The organism is Flavobacterium akiainvivens, from assembly GCF_001278115.1.
Taxonomy (GTDB): Bacteria; Bacteroidota; Bacteroidia; order Flavobacteriales; family Flavobacteriaceae; genus Flavobacterium; species Flavobacterium akiainvivens.
On the sequence record NZ_LIYD01000005.1, the window covers coordinates 1073079 to 1086152 of the forward strand.

The window sequence follows — 13074 nt, forward strand, 5'->3', positions numbered from 1 at the left end:
TTTACAAAAACTGACTTACAATGAAAAAAAACAACACACCTCCTAACGAAAATGCCAAGCTGCAGGACCTGGAAAAAAACAGGGAATACAGCGATGGGCAGTTTATTACTACCGACCACGGCGTTAAAATCAATAACGACCACAACTCACTAAAAGCCGGTGAGCGCGGCCCGTCTTTGCTCGAAGACTTTATAATGCGCGAAAAGATAACGCATTTTGACCACGAGCGCATTCCGGAACGCATTGTGCACGCACGCGGGTCAGGGGCGCACGGCTACTTTGAGGCATTTGGCAATGTAAGTGAATATACCAAAGCAGGCTTTTTAAACGACACCACTACCCGCACGCCGGTATTTGTACGCTTTTCTACGGTGGCAGGCTTTAGGGGCTCGACCGATTTGGCACGCGATGTACGCGGCTTTGCCATTAAGTTCTACACACAGGAAGGTATTTTTGATATGGTGGGCAACAACATCCCCGTATTTTTTATTCAGGATGCCATGAAGTTCCCCGACCTTATACACGCAGTAAAGCCTGAGCCGCATAACGAGATACCACAGGCAGCATCGGCACACGATACCTTTTGGGACTTTATTTCCTTAATGCCTGAAAGCATGCACATGATTATGTGGGCCATGAGCGACCGTGCGATACCACGCTCTTACCGCATGATGGAAGGCTTTGGCATCCATACCTTCCGTTTTATAAATGCCGAGGGTAAATCAACTTTTGTAAAATTCCACTTAAAACCAAAGCTGGGCACACATGCCGTGGTGTGGGATGAAGCCCTTAAAATTTCGGGCAACGACCCGGATTTTCACCGCCGAGACCTGTATGATAATATCGAGATGGGCAACTTCCCCGAATGGGAATTTGGCGTGCAGTTAGTCCCCGAAGAAGATGAGCACAAGTTCAATTTTGATTTATTAGACCCTACCAAAATTATCCCTGAGGAAGTCGTGCCCGTAACCATAATTGGTAAACTGGTACTAAACCGCAACCCCGATAACTTCTTTGCAGAGACAGAACAAGTGGCGTTTCACCCTGGGCATGTAGTACCGGGCATCGATTTTAGTAACGATCCGCTGCTACAGGGAAGGCTGTTTTCTTATACTGATACGCAATTATCAAGGCTTGGAAGCCCTAACTTTCATGAAATCCCCATCAACCGCACTATTGCCCCAATGCACAACAACCAGCGCGACGGGCACATGAGGCAGGAAATTAATGTGGGCCGCGTGGCCTATAGCCCTAATACGCTAAACAATGGCTATCCGGCGCAGGCCAAAGAAGCTGAGGGCGGATTTGTAAGCCACTATGAAAGGATTGAGGCACACAAAGTGCGCGAGCGCAGCGAAAGCTTTGCCGACCACTTTAGCCAGGCTGCCCTGTTCTTTAACAGCCAGACTGAAACCGAGCAGAACCATATTATAAAGGCCCTGCGCTTTGAATTAAGCAAGGTAGAAACGGTGGCCATACGCGAACGTATGCTGGGCTTGCTTAGCCAGGTAGATGCAACACTGGCTAAAAAGGTAGCATCTGGCCTTGGTATTGCAGTGCCTAAACATCCTGAAAAGCCCATGAACCATGGCGTAGGCGCCGATGCCGACCCAAACAAACACGAACCTAAGCCAGTTGATAAAAGCTACCAGCCCAGCGATGCCCTGAGCATGGTTAAAAACCCAACTACTACAGATAGTATCGAAACCCGGCAGGTTGCCTTTTTGTGTGGCGACGGCGTAAGCGAAAAATCACTGAACGCGCTTAAAAAAGCCCTGGAGGCAAAAGGTGCAGCGGCTAAGATTGTTGGCCCCCATGCAGGCAGCATTAAGAGCGATGCGGGTACGGAAATTAAGGTTGACTTTGCGTTTTTCTCATCGTCATCGGTATTGTTTGATGCGGTATATGTGCCGGCGTCTCAAAACAATGCAGTATTGGAAGAAAACGATAATGTAATTGAGTTTATTAACGATGCCTACAGGCATTGCAAAGTAATAGGCTTTGATGCCGATTTAAACGGGCTTATAGAAAGGACCACCATTGGCAACAAACTGTCAGGAGGCAAAGATGAAAGCCTGCCCGGCATTATAATAAACAACGGTACTGCAAAAGCGTTTACCGATGATTTTACTACCCAGATGGGCAGGCACCGTATTTGGGAGCGTGAGCCTAAAATAACAGAATAATTTATAACGAAAGGAAGGCCCATGCCTTCCTTTCTTAATCAAAAAAACATGAAGGCAATTGATAAAATAATAATTGCAGGTATTGTGGGTACAAGCTTTATGACGCTGTACAGCTACCTGAGGTCTAAAAAAGAAGATGAAGAATATGTAGAGCCGGTTATGATAAACAAGCTGATTGATAACTCTGAAAACCTGCCCTCCATAAGCAACGAAGATGCCCATCCCGCCGGTTGGGGGTTGCATTATGCCACAGGCATTGGCTTTATGGCCGTGTACTGGCTAATCTGGAAAAAAGCCTTGGCACGCCCTACCAGGAATAAAATTCTCCTTTTAGGCATTTTAAGCGGTCTGGTAGGAATCGCGGTCTGGAAAATGCTTTTCTCGCAGCATGACAGGCCTCCGCATAATTACCGTTACGGTTATTACAGGCAGCTATTGATTGCACATATTGTGTTTACATTATTTAGCGTAACCACTTATAAGCTGCTGGATAAAGAAAATTAAACTACCGGGTAACCAACTCATTCAGGCATTTTGCATTAAAGGACGCGTAACCTTTCTCATCGTTATCAAAATAAACAAATACATCTTTTTCATTTCCAGACCATTGCAGGCATCTTTCTGCCCAGAGGCTCAGGTCGGCTTCGCTGTAATTCCCCTGGTACTTGCCTTTCGGGCCGTGCAGGCGGATATAAACAAAATCGGCCGTAACTTCTATAGGCGAAATATGCCCTGCCAGCTGGTAAATGCAGAAGGCACAATTGTATTTTTGCAGTAACCGGTATGTTTCTTCCTGGTACCAGGTTCGGTTGCGGAATTCAAAAGTGTAGCAATACGCTTTCGGCAACAGCTTTAAAAAGTCCTCCAGCAATACGGTATCCGTTTTAAAGCCGGGTGGCAACTGGAATAAAACAGGGCCTAATTTTTCTTCCAGTGCCGAAACATTTTCCAGAAAATTGAAAAGCTCTTCCTGCGCATCGTGCAGCTTTTTAAAATGCGTAATGTACCTGTTGGCCTTTACAACATAAACAAAATCATCGGCAACGGCATTTTTCCAGTTGATGATGGTTTGTTTGGCAGGCACACCATAAAAGGTACTGTTTATCTCTACCGTATTAAACGATTGGCGGTAAAGAGATAACAGCTGTGCCGGTTTCGTACCTTCAGGGTAAAACGTACCTATCCAGTGCTTATAGCTCCACCCTGATGTGCCTATGTAAATTTTTCCTGCCATGGTAAATAACTTATTTCCAATCGATTTTTATCTTACTGTCGCCATATACGGTATATTCCCTGAAATCCTTTGTATTGTTTTTGGGGGCTATTTCTTCTTTTGAACGGTTTGTACCCGCATATAACATTGTCTTTGGCAAGAATTTTCCTTTTTCGAGGGGTATAATCACTATCCTGAACTGCAAGCGGCTATCCCCCCGGGTAAAGAAGGTTAAGGATTGCCCCTGTACCCTGAATGATGTTGCCGGATATTCGCTAAATACCATAAACCCACCTTTTTTCACCTTAAAATACTGCCGGGGCACTATGCCAAAAGCAATGCCTGCCCCATATACCTCCTGCCCCACCTGGCCTGATTTATTCCAGCCATCCTGAAGGTCTTCCAGTGCTATCCATAAATTAGGGTCAATTTCTCCTGTCTTTACATCTTTGCCTCCGGCTACAGCATCTTTAGGCAGCATAGGCGGATAATAGTAAGGCACCCTGTTGATGACATACTTGAGGCATTCGGCAACCAATAGTTTTACCGATGGCAAAAATTCATCCACGTCATCTGCTTCTTTTAAAAATGTGTGCAATGCCGAGAAAACCTCCTGCTCTTCGTAAGCTGCGGTGTAAGGCGCGTCTTTTAATGGATATACAGCAAAAAAAGTGGGGTAATGCTTCGCATTGCCATAGTCGCATTCCCAAAGCTGTACATTTTGAAAGATTGCCGCAATACACAGGTAGCTCAGGTTTAGGAAGGTTTGGTCTTTTGTTTCTTTATAAACGCGTAAAAGCGCCCCGGCAGAGAACGCTGTATTATTAGCCTGGTAAAAGATATCAAAGCTTAAGCCATCTAATTTTTTAGCTGCCTTTATCGCTTCATTAAAATATTTCTTTTCGCCGGTAAGCTGCCATACCTGTAACATTAAATGCGCATAAGCCCCTGGCACGTCCTTTTCACCGCCCTGCCCTTCTGCTGTTTCCTGCTTGATAACCTGTAACGTGGCCATTTTGTAGAATACAGGCCAGTCATAATCAAAATGGTGTGCCACTTTAATTACATAATCTATAGAATCCAGCACCAGCTTTTTAGCCAGGGCATTGCCGTTTAGGGCAAGCCTCGACAGGTTTAGCAACGGATGGTGAAGGTACCAGGCATCCATTACTTCAGGGTGCTTTTGCTCTTCGCTCCAGTCCAGGTTCTTTTCCAGGGCGGGCAACCAGCGTACTATTGTCCCTATCTCTTCGTCATAAAAATTTTCAAGGCCGTTGTGCAGTCTTTCAATCATAGGGTGATGGTCTTCGCCACTCCAGCTGTCATAATCGGTAAGCGGTAATAACACGGCAAGCTGCACCATACTTTCAGGTGGGGTTTTATAGTCGCTTATATAGGCGTTAAGATAAGTGCGCCCGTCTGCAAACTTCCAGCAGCCTTTATGCTCATCCAGGTCTTTAAGCCCTTTGTGCAAAATATCCGGCCAGTCGTGGTACACGGTTTCAGGTCTGGGTATCAACAGGTAAATAGCAGCGAGATGTTCAAGGAATTGCCGGGAGATTTGATAATTATCGCCCGGCATCTCATCACTGAGCAGTACAAAAGCATCTGATATTATATAGTCCTCCCCCTGCTTTAACGGCTTTTCAACATTGGTAACAGGCAGTTTAAACCCCACTTCCGGCCAGACCCCGCCCACAAGGTCGCCTGCCGAGGTTTCGGTAGCTTCACAGAATTTATTTAAGGCAGTAAGGTTCTGGAAATAGAATACAGAGCCTGCCTCAGGCCTTTCCAGGGTAAAAAATAAAGTACCTGAACGTGTGCCTACCTGGCTGGCATGCACGGTACCTTTTGTATTTTGTGTTTTACCGCTGCCCTTATATAGAGGCATGATATCCCTCGGCCAATAGGGTATGATAAGGTCAAATGCAGGTATTATAGTTGTGGTATACCTAAAAACTGCTTCTGCTGTTTCAGGAAATCCAAGGTTAACCTTTATGTTGCCTGTATTTCCTGATAGCATTATAGTTGCTCCATCAGCATTCTCCATTACGCTTTCTACAATGAGGGTATCATTAGCCGCAAAGGCTGCCCTGAAGGCAATCCGTGCGCCATTACTCCATTCTACCGCAAACCAGAGGCAGAAATCGGCTGCTATAGCTTTCAGCTTATACCCTTTAATTTCCTTTTTGAACAAAAGGGTGCCGTTTTCCAGTTTATCCTGCGCTGTGGCAGTCCATGCAGAAATAGGGTTCATGCTGCCTAGGTTAGTTAGATAAGTTGCAGGTGAGGACGTATCTTCAGGTTTACAACATCACACCTTTGGGGTTGTGAAAGGCAGTACAGTACACTTGCAGCTATATCATCAGCCGTAAGCATTTCCAGCGATTCTACCTTTTGTAGTTTTTCCTCTGTCGGAAAATCCTGCATATCGGTATCTACCGCGCCGGGTTCTATAAGGGTAACCTTAATACCGTCTTTATTAACCTGCTTGCGTAATGATTCGGAAAATCCCTGTATGCCCGATTTGGTAGCCACGTAAACAGATCCGGACTCCTCCCTAACATCGGCGCTCATAGAGCCTATATTCACAATATGCCCCGCATTACGCATGCGTGTAAGGGCATTATTGCAGCAGGCCATATAGGAAAGGAGGTTCGTATTTACAACACGCTGCCAGCCTTCATAATTGCCTTCTGTAATGCTGCCAAAAGGAAGCGCAACATTATTGACCAGTATGTCTAATGTATCAAAAGCCGAGTCAACTTTGCTAAACACCTGGCCTATGCCCTCCGCGGTACTTAGGTCGGCTATTACATCGAATACCTCACCCTTTGCCACTTTGTATAAGTCTTTCAGGGTATCCTCCAAATGCTGCTCGTTGAGCCCCACAACCATTACGTGTGCGCCAAGTTCGGAAAGCAACAATGCCGTTGCCCTTCCAATTCCTGTAGTGGCTCCTGTGATTAGTATTTTTTTATCTTTTACCGACTGCGGTAAATACTCATTTAGTTTGTCCATTGCTCAAAATTTAAATAGACTATTTTATACTCTCATTTTTAGAAACAGCCTTAATAATAGCGGCAGTAATTAAAGCCCCAAACAGGTAATAGCCTACTGTCAATGCCTTTGTTTTATTTGTTTTAGTAACGGGCTTTTCATCAAGGCCTAATGGTTCGGGCAGCGTTATAGCCCCAACCCCGGCCGCAAGGCCATATGCCAAGGCCCTAGGAAATACATTTTGTGGCCCTCCGTTACCAATAGTGGCATAGTATAATGCGTTGCTTATTATATCGCCCGCAAGGGTAGCTCTATACAGTGTATCTTCATTCGTTATGGACATGCCGAAGTAATTCAATGATTTTTGCAATGCCTCTTCGCCCAGCACATCAACCCTGGGCATATCTTTATCCTTTCTCTTTAAGCTTTCATGCAGGAGGTTGAGTGCAATAGCTCCGCCTAATCCGGCAACTATATTTTTTATCTTACTCATAATTTTTATTTAAGCGTTATTTTACTAAAGGTTTAAACACAGCTTGCTGGATGGAGAATTTTTTAGAGGGTACATTATTACCCTCTGCTATTTCACTGAAGTTAGCATTCATCACCCATGTATCATTACCAGCCATCGTAGCGGTTGAAGGATACGCAAATCGGTCTTCTGTAGAAGTTGACGCTACAACCTGCGCCGTCGCCCAATTATTGTCCGACTTAATTCTAAATACTTTATTTACTCCCCCGTTTTGAACCAGGGTTAGTGTATTGTTGACATTTAGCAACAAGCCATCGGCTCCGGGAAAGAATTGATCAATTTTGACTTTAGACGCTGTTGCCGGATTTTTAAGATCTATCTTAACCAGTGCCCCTGAACCATTGTTGGCTACCATAATGTATCCTGAAGGATGGTATACCAGGCCATTAGGTCCTACGCCGGCAGACTTCAATAATTCGCTTTGGCTGAATATTGCCGCATTGCCTTTACTATCTATCTTATATATTGCGTAGGCATAGCTATCAGTTATGTAGGCATTGCCTTTATCGTCAAACGCAATATCGTTTGGAAAATGCTCTCCGGGAACAAGCTGGGATAAATCTATATCAGACAGTTTTTTACCGGATTTTATGTCGATTATCAGCAACCTTGCCATTTTCTTTTTGGTATCCGGTGTACTGAATTTGCTGTAGTTCGCGTCGCCCGCGCAGACAAATAATCGTTTACCATCAGGATGTAGTTTAACCCCATAGGTGGATTTAAGGCTTTTATCGGCATAAAGTTCTGTATATTTTCCATCTTTAGTCACTTTTCCTACAGTTCCTAAACGTGCGGAAGAGATATAAAATACCTTGGCAGCCGTATCAAATGCAATACCTTCGGGATAGGATCCCGGCGCTTCAAATTCAATCCGTTTTGTGGGTTCCTGTGCCATTACTGTAATGCTCAGAAAAACGATAAACATATATTTTTTCATTGTTTTACTTTTGTTTAAGGGCATAAATAACACCGTTAGCATCGTCTGAAATATATACCGTGCCGTTCTGCGCAATGGCTACACCGGCAGGGCGGCCAAAGCGTTCGTCACCTTTAAGGAAGCCACTCAAAAAGTCTTCGCTTCCGGTAGCGTTTCCTTTACTGTCAAACTTTATAAGCTCGACCTTGTAGCCTGAAGGCTTTTCCCTGTTCCACGAGCCGTGCCAGCAAACAAGCGCGTTGCCCTTATTGCTGCCGCCTTCAAAAAATGTAAAAGCGATAGGCGCGCTATGTGCAGGAAATTCTATTACAGATGGATGTGATGCCTTAGCCATATTTTCCTTAGTATTGCCCACAGGGTCTTCCCGGGTTTGATCTACTTCCTGTTTACCGTAAGCAAACGGAAACCCGTAATTACCGTCCATCACAATATGGTTCAACTCCTCAGGAGGCCAGTCATCGCCCCTAAAATCCCCGCCGTTATCCATACCCCATAATTCTTTGGTTTGTGGGTGCCAGTCAAACCCGATAGTATTGCGCAGTCCGGAAGCGTATATAGTGCGTTTCCAGGTCACAGGATCTACCTGAAGCAGCGCCGCGGTTTCCTTATCACTTTCTTTACAATCGTTACAAACACTACCCACAGAGATATACAGCTTGCCATCAGGCCCAAAATCCATCGTACGGTTAGGGTGCTGGCCGCCACTTGGAAGGTCTTTAATAAGGGTATCGGCTACTTTGCCCAATGTGCCATCGGCATTCACGGCATAACGCAACACTTGGTTACTGTTGCACAGGTACATATGGTTATCTTTGACGGTAATGCCATGCACCCCTGGAAAATCAGCCACACGGATCATATCCTCGAACTTTCCGTCGTTGTCTTTATCGGTAAGCATTAAAACGTCTCCCGCATCACGGCGGGTTACATACAGCTGCCCTTTACTGCCAACATAAAGCATACGCGGTTTCCCTAAGCCTGTCGCAGCAGCGGTTAATGTCCATCCTGCCGCTGTTTTAAGGCTTGCAGCAAGGCTCGGTGAATATTCCATGTGTGTTGGGTAACTGGTATGGACTGTTTTTTCTGTATCCTCTTTAGGAGGAATTCCCTTTTGGGAAAATGCTGTAGATACGCATAGCAGTGCTGAACATACTATAGCTATTTTAAAAATCATAAGCTCTAAATTAAATAAGGCTCTCATGTAAGTGAAAGCCTTTGTGATTTTATATTACAGGCCTAAGGCCGATTTTAATTTCTTAGCTGCAAGTTCCTGAGCGTCTTTAGCCTGCGGCACCACGGCTGCCATACCAAAGAACTCGTGTGTTACACCGTCATACAACTTATAATCTACCTCGACACCAGCATCTTTAAGCTTATCGGCAAGAAGTTTACCTTCACTTTGCAATGGGTCAATTTCTGCACCTATTATTAATGTTTTTGGCAGGCCTTTAAGGTTTGCCTTAACAAGGCTTATACGCGGGTCGTCAGCTTTAGAAGCGTCTCCAAGATAGTTTTTTACAAACCATTCCATCATTGGCTTATTAAGCGGTTTTGCATTGCCATACTTGACATAGCTCTCAGCGTTCATATTATTATTGGCCACAGGATACACAAGTACCTGGTAAAGCGGTACCTGAATTTTTTTATCGCGTGCCATCATACTCACATTGGCTGCAAGGTTACCACCGGCACTTTCGCCGGCTACAGCAATTTTAGCCGGATTGCCATTGAAAGAAGCAGCATTTTTTAATATCCATTGGTAGGCATCAAAAGCAACCGTATGTGCGGCAGGGAATTTTTTCTCCGGCCCTTTGGGATACTCAACCGATACCACAATGGCACCTGTTTTTTCGCAGAGCGCCTGCGCCCCGGCACCGTATACTTCGATGTCAGCAATCACAAATCCACCGCCATGATAATACACCACAACAGGAAAGGGAGCCTTACCTTCTTTAGGGGTATAAATACGCACATGGGTTGTCCCTCCTGTAACCGGGATTTGTTTACCTATAGTATCACAAAGCGGTACGGGCATTGCCATGTTATGGTCTGCCATTACTGCCTTTATAGCATCGGTGGGTGTAGGTTGCTGGCGGGCTTCTTTAGCATCAAGGTTTTCAATAGGTTTTCCACCCAATGAAGCAAGCTTTTCTATTACCACCTGCATTTCAGGTTTTATAGATGTTCCCCATTCCGGCGCAGGCCCGGCAGGTTTTAGTTGCGCGTCTTTATTTTCAGAAACAATATTGTCATTCATTTCTTCCTTTGACTCCAGGTCGGCATCTTTAGGCTTCTTGTCACATGATGTTACAGTCAGTGCAAGGCCTATATAAACCATGCTTAAAGTAATACTTAGGTTTTTCATAATTATTGAGGTTGGTTTAGGTTACTGTCAGCTTCCGGTTCTGCAAAATCGCTGATGGGGTGTTGCCCTGTTTGAGTTATAGCAGGCGCTTGTGATGGTTTCGATTGGATGTCGTGGCCTTCGGTTTTTACAATTTTATTATAAATACCAAGCAGTAAGAACGGTGCAGCCCATTGACCTACAAATAAGGCGGTTTTGTCTTTACGCAAGCATTTTAGGGTAGCTGATGCCGCCATTGAGCCAAGAGCAGCCCAAAGGAAAACATCTGACGGCAGTTTAGAAGTTTGGTTTTCTATAGCCTTTGCCACAGGCCCTTCGGAATGGTCGTTTTGAATTACTGACATAATAATGGAGTTTTGGTTTACGCATTTGTTTACTCTCAAGGTTGTCCGCCATCATAGGCTGCACAGTGATGATAGTGCACTGAAGCCGTGAATTATAGAATTACTTGTAGTAATACTATTGTTGATACAATGTTGATTTTTAGTTTTATTAAAACATAAATTTACAATGCACAATCAGAGCACTGATTTAAGGTGAGGTTAAAGATATTGTAAACTTTGCATCATTATTTTACAAGATAATTCCTGCATCTTTATTTAAAGAAAACAACGCGATTGATTTTTCAGGAATTTTGCTAAGAGTAATCTATAAAATTTAAAAATCAAACTGTATGGTTTAAGATTTCTTGGGTAAAGTTTGATTGAAAAATTCAGGCTGTTTAGAATTAATCTTTCAGGCTGGGCCGACATATTGGTACCGTTATCCTCCCGCCTCTAGATATGCAATATCGTAAAGGCTTAAATGGTTATCAACTGAAAGGAATAATTATATAATGTTTAAAAGGGCAGCTCTAACGCCACCCTTTTTATATCCTGGAATTGTACTATTCTTCTTCAGATGCTTCGATATTAATGCTATTATAGGCCGCTTCCGAGAGTTTAGCATCAGCCTCTTTTTCTTCATCCAGTGTTTGTTGTAGAAGAGCGGCTACTTCTTCCTCTCCCAGGATTTTAGCAAAGGCCACGAGTGTACCATAAGAGGCAATTTCATAGTGCTCAATTTTTTGCGAAGCTGAGATTATACCGGCATCCCGTACCGGACCCGGCTCTGTTTCTTCCAAAATACTATCACCTTCTTTCAAAAGCCCTTCCATAGCATCGCATTTTACCCCGCGATTGGACTCGCCTAATATCTCAAACACCTGGACCAGACGTTCCACCTGGGTTTCGGTTACTGCAATGTGCTCTTCAATCGCCATTTTTAAAGCAGCGTCTGTTGCATTATTAGCCATTTTTGGCAGCGCTTTGACAAGGGCACGTTCTGCGTAAATAATGTCTTTAAGTTCATCGATAAATAATTCACGTAATCCGGCAGCCGCAGAAGATTTTGCTGCTACTTTTCGGGTTTGCTGTTGGGGTTTTTGAGGTGTATTTTCCATAGTAATAGATTTTAATTTATTTTAAAATTAAATTTTTTTTAAGTGGTTGACTTATAAAATATAATTAAACATTTGATAATGAAATTATAAAATCACGTATGTTGTGGGATGGATCCCATACTTTCCAGTTTACGAATTATGAGTTCTGCGGCGTGTTGTACGGTTTGTAACACGATATCTTCGGGATTACCGCTGAAAACTTTCCTATCGCTTATGCAGCCACAAGGAAACAACATATGGATAAATATTGTTCCTACTGGTTTTTCCTCGGTTTCGCTTCCTCCAAAGGATACCAGACCTGTGACGGCAACCACAATGTCACACTTAAAAAGCTGCATAGAATGTTTTGCGAGCGCAGCTGTAACTTCAGCGGATTCCGGGGTATGTTTTTCAATGAGTTCGTGGGGCACCTTTAGTATATTTTCCTTAATAAAAACTTCGTAGCAGGAAATCCCTCCATGAAGAAATTTGCCCGATAACGGTGATAGAGAAAATTCTGCGCACATCCTTCCCGCGGTCGCACTTTCCACAAAAGCTATCTTATATCCATGTGCGGCAATTTGTTGCGCACACTCCAGTACTATTTTTATGGCCATTTTTATTCTCCTGTTTTAAAATTGGGTGCATCAACGGGCTTAGATTGTGATGAGCCTTTCTGTCGAAAAAATATAGAAAGTACAATTACAGCAAATACTGACAGAAACTCACTCTGCCAATTTTGAAATGACTCGAACCAAAACCTTGAGTCTGATACATACTGAAAGGCTGACTTTTGCGGCAGTCCTTTTAACAGCGCTTGCATATTCTCGTCCCGCAGGCTGCCGAAAAAATGCGCGGCAAAGCTTAACAGGAATAGTACGGTAAGTAATAAAGTTAATGAGTTTTGATACCATTTAAGAATCCAGCCTCCTTTAGTTACAGGCCACGGAGCCCCTTCACGATTGGGGTCCGGTTTTCGGTCTACTTCTTCCTCTCTGTCAAAATCCTTTGATTCAGATGAACCTTTTTGTTGGAGATAGATTGTTAATGCCACAAACAAAGCCATCTGTAAAAACTCACTTTCCCAGTTCTCGAAAGTAGATTCAATAAAATGGCCTGTTGCGAGGTATTCCTGAAGATTGACTCTTGTAACGCCTTCTTGCGTTAATTCCTTATTATATTCCTTAAAACCAAAAATTATCTGACCAACAATGGAAAGAATGAATAGCACAAAAAAAGCAAGGGATAGCCCATTATTTCTTAAAAAGCGCTTCATGGCGTTATAGTTTTGTTTTAAAATTTACAATACAAGTATCTTGGTAACTTAACTTTTTTCTAAACAAACTGATATCATTAGTATTATGTCTTACCTGATAATATATATAGATTAAGTAGAACGTTAAGCCCTATGCAATGGTAAT

Annotated in this window: 13 protein-coding genes; 2 read left to right on the forward strand and 11 right to left on the reverse strand. The window is 43.6% G+C overall.

What is annotated here, in order from left to right; all coding sequences use genetic code 11:
- Positions 1-20: 20 nt before the first annotated feature.
- Together AM279_RS04905 and AM279_RS04910 are read left to right on the forward strand one after the other, a co-directional pair.
- Positions 21-2186, forward strand: a complete 2166-nt coding sequence (locus AM279_RS04905; protein WP_054406636.1) for a catalase — start codon at positions 21-23, stop codon at positions 2184-2186.
- Positions 2187-2234: 48 nt separating this feature from the next.
- Positions 2235-2690 (forward strand): hypothetical protein, encoded by a 456-nt coding sequence (locus AM279_RS04910; RefSeq protein ID WP_143090328.1) that lies wholly within the window; start codon positions 2235-2237, stop codon positions 2688-2690.
- Between the two features lies 1 nt (position 2691).
- On the opposite strand, the gene AM279_RS04915 is transcribed toward AM279_RS04910, so the two are convergent.
- The 11 genes from AM279_RS04915 to AM279_RS04965 form a co-directional block, all read right to left on the reverse strand.
- Positions 2692-3420, reverse strand: coding sequence for a DUF72 domain-containing protein (locus tag AM279_RS04915; RefSeq protein WP_054406638.1), 729 nt, complete (start codon positions 3418-3420; stop codon positions 2692-2694).
- Positions 3421-3430: 10 nt separating this feature from the next.
- Entirely contained in the window at positions 3431-5656 is a 2226-nt protein-coding gene (locus AM279_RS04920; RefSeq protein WP_054406639.1) for a hypothetical protein, read from the reverse strand.
- A gap of 14 nt (positions 5657-5670) precedes the next feature.
- Positions 5671-6420, reverse strand: a complete 750-nt coding sequence (locus tag AM279_RS04925) for an SDR family oxidoreductase (protein ID WP_054406640.1) — start codon at positions 6418-6420, stop codon at positions 5671-5673.
- A 19-nt stretch (positions 6421-6439) separates the two neighbouring features.
- Entirely contained in the window at positions 6440-6892 is a 453-nt protein-coding gene (locus AM279_RS04930) for a hypothetical protein (RefSeq protein ID WP_054406641.1), read from the reverse strand.
- Between the two features lie 16 nt (positions 6893-6908).
- Positions 6909-7868 (reverse strand): beta-propeller domain-containing protein, encoded by a 960-nt coding sequence (locus AM279_RS04935; protein ID WP_054410143.1) that lies wholly within the window; start codon positions 7866-7868, stop codon positions 6909-6911.
- A gap of 4 nt (positions 7869-7872) precedes the next feature.
- Positions 7873-8919, reverse strand: coding sequence for a PQQ-dependent sugar dehydrogenase (locus AM279_RS04940; protein ID WP_236688492.1), 1047 nt, complete (start codon positions 8917-8919; stop codon positions 7873-7875).
- A gap of 177 nt (positions 8920-9096) precedes the next feature.
- Positions 9097-10233, reverse strand: a complete 1137-nt coding sequence (locus tag AM279_RS04945; protein ID WP_054406643.1) for an alpha/beta hydrolase — start codon at positions 10231-10233, stop codon at positions 9097-9099.
- Positions 10234-10235: 2 nt separating this feature from the next.
- Positions 10236-10577 carry a hypothetical protein gene (locus AM279_RS04950; RefSeq protein ID WP_201782531.1) on the reverse strand — a complete coding sequence of 114 codons (342 nt, stop codon included), beginning with the start codon at positions 10575-10577 and terminating at the stop codon, positions 10236-10238.
- Between the two features lie 542 nt (positions 10578-11119).
- Positions 11120-11674, reverse strand: a complete 555-nt coding sequence (locus AM279_RS04955) for a YciE/YciF ferroxidase family protein (RefSeq protein WP_054406644.1) — start codon at positions 11672-11674, stop codon at positions 11120-11122.
- A 92-nt stretch (positions 11675-11766) separates the two neighbouring features.
- On the reverse strand, positions 11767-12270 hold the full coding sequence (locus AM279_RS04960; protein WP_054406645.1) for a CinA family protein: 504 nt from the start codon (positions 12268-12270) through the stop codon (positions 11767-11769).
- 2 nt (positions 12271-12272) lie between these two features.
- On the reverse strand, positions 12273-12929 hold the full coding sequence (locus AM279_RS04965; protein ID WP_054406646.1) for a DUF6766 family protein: 657 nt from the start codon (positions 12927-12929) through the stop codon (positions 12273-12275).
- Positions 12930-13074 lie beyond the last annotated feature (145 nt).

Excerpts from the sequence above, each read along its gene's own strand:
- AM279_RS04905 (WP_054406636.1), top strand. The coding sequence starts at position 21 with ATGAAAAAAAACAACACACCTCCTAACGAAAATGCCAAGCTGCAGGAC.
- AM279_RS04910 (WP_143090328.1), top strand. The coding sequence starts at position 2,235 with ATGAAGGCAATTGATAAAATAATAATTGCAGGTATTGTGGGTACAAGC.
- AM279_RS04915 (WP_054406638.1), bottom strand. The coding sequence starts at position 3,420 with ATGGCAGGAAAAATTTACATAGGCACATCAGGGTGGAGCTATAAGCAC.
- AM279_RS04920 (WP_054406639.1), bottom strand. The coding sequence starts at position 5,656 with ATGAACCCTATTTCTGCATGGACTGCCACAGCGCAGGATAAACTGGAA.
- AM279_RS04925 (WP_054406640.1), bottom strand. The coding sequence starts at position 6,420 with ATGGACAAACTAAATGAGTATTTACCGCAGTCGGTAAAAGATAAAAAA.
- AM279_RS04930 (WP_054406641.1), bottom strand. The coding sequence starts at position 6,892 with ATGAGTAAGATAAAAAATATAGTTGCCGGATTAGGCGGAGCTATTGCA.
- AM279_RS04935 (WP_054410143.1), bottom strand. The coding sequence starts at position 7,868 with ATGAAAAAATATATGTTTATCGTTTTTCTGAGCATTACAGTAATGGCA.
- AM279_RS04940 (WP_236688492.1), bottom strand. The coding sequence starts at position 8,919 with ATGGAATATTCACCGAGCCTTGCTGCAAGCCTTAAAACAGCGGCAGGA.
- AM279_RS04945 (WP_054406643.1), bottom strand. The coding sequence starts at position 10,233 with ATGAAAAACCTAAGTATTACTTTAAGCATGGTTTATATAGGCCTTGCA.
- AM279_RS04950 (WP_201782531.1), bottom strand. The coding sequence starts at position 10,577 with ATGTCAGTAATTCAAAACGACCATTCCGAAGGGCCTGTGGCAAAGGCT.
- AM279_RS04955 (WP_054406644.1), bottom strand. The coding sequence starts at position 11,674 with ATGGAAAATACACCTCAAAAACCCCAACAGCAAACCCGAAAAGTAGCA.
- AM279_RS04960 (WP_054406645.1), bottom strand. The coding sequence starts at position 12,270 with ATGGCCATAAAAATAGTACTGGAGTGTGCGCAACAAATTGCCGCACAT.
- AM279_RS04965 (WP_054406646.1), bottom strand. The coding sequence starts at position 12,929 with ATGAAGCGCTTTTTAAGAAATAATGGGCTATCCCTTGCTTTTTTTGTG.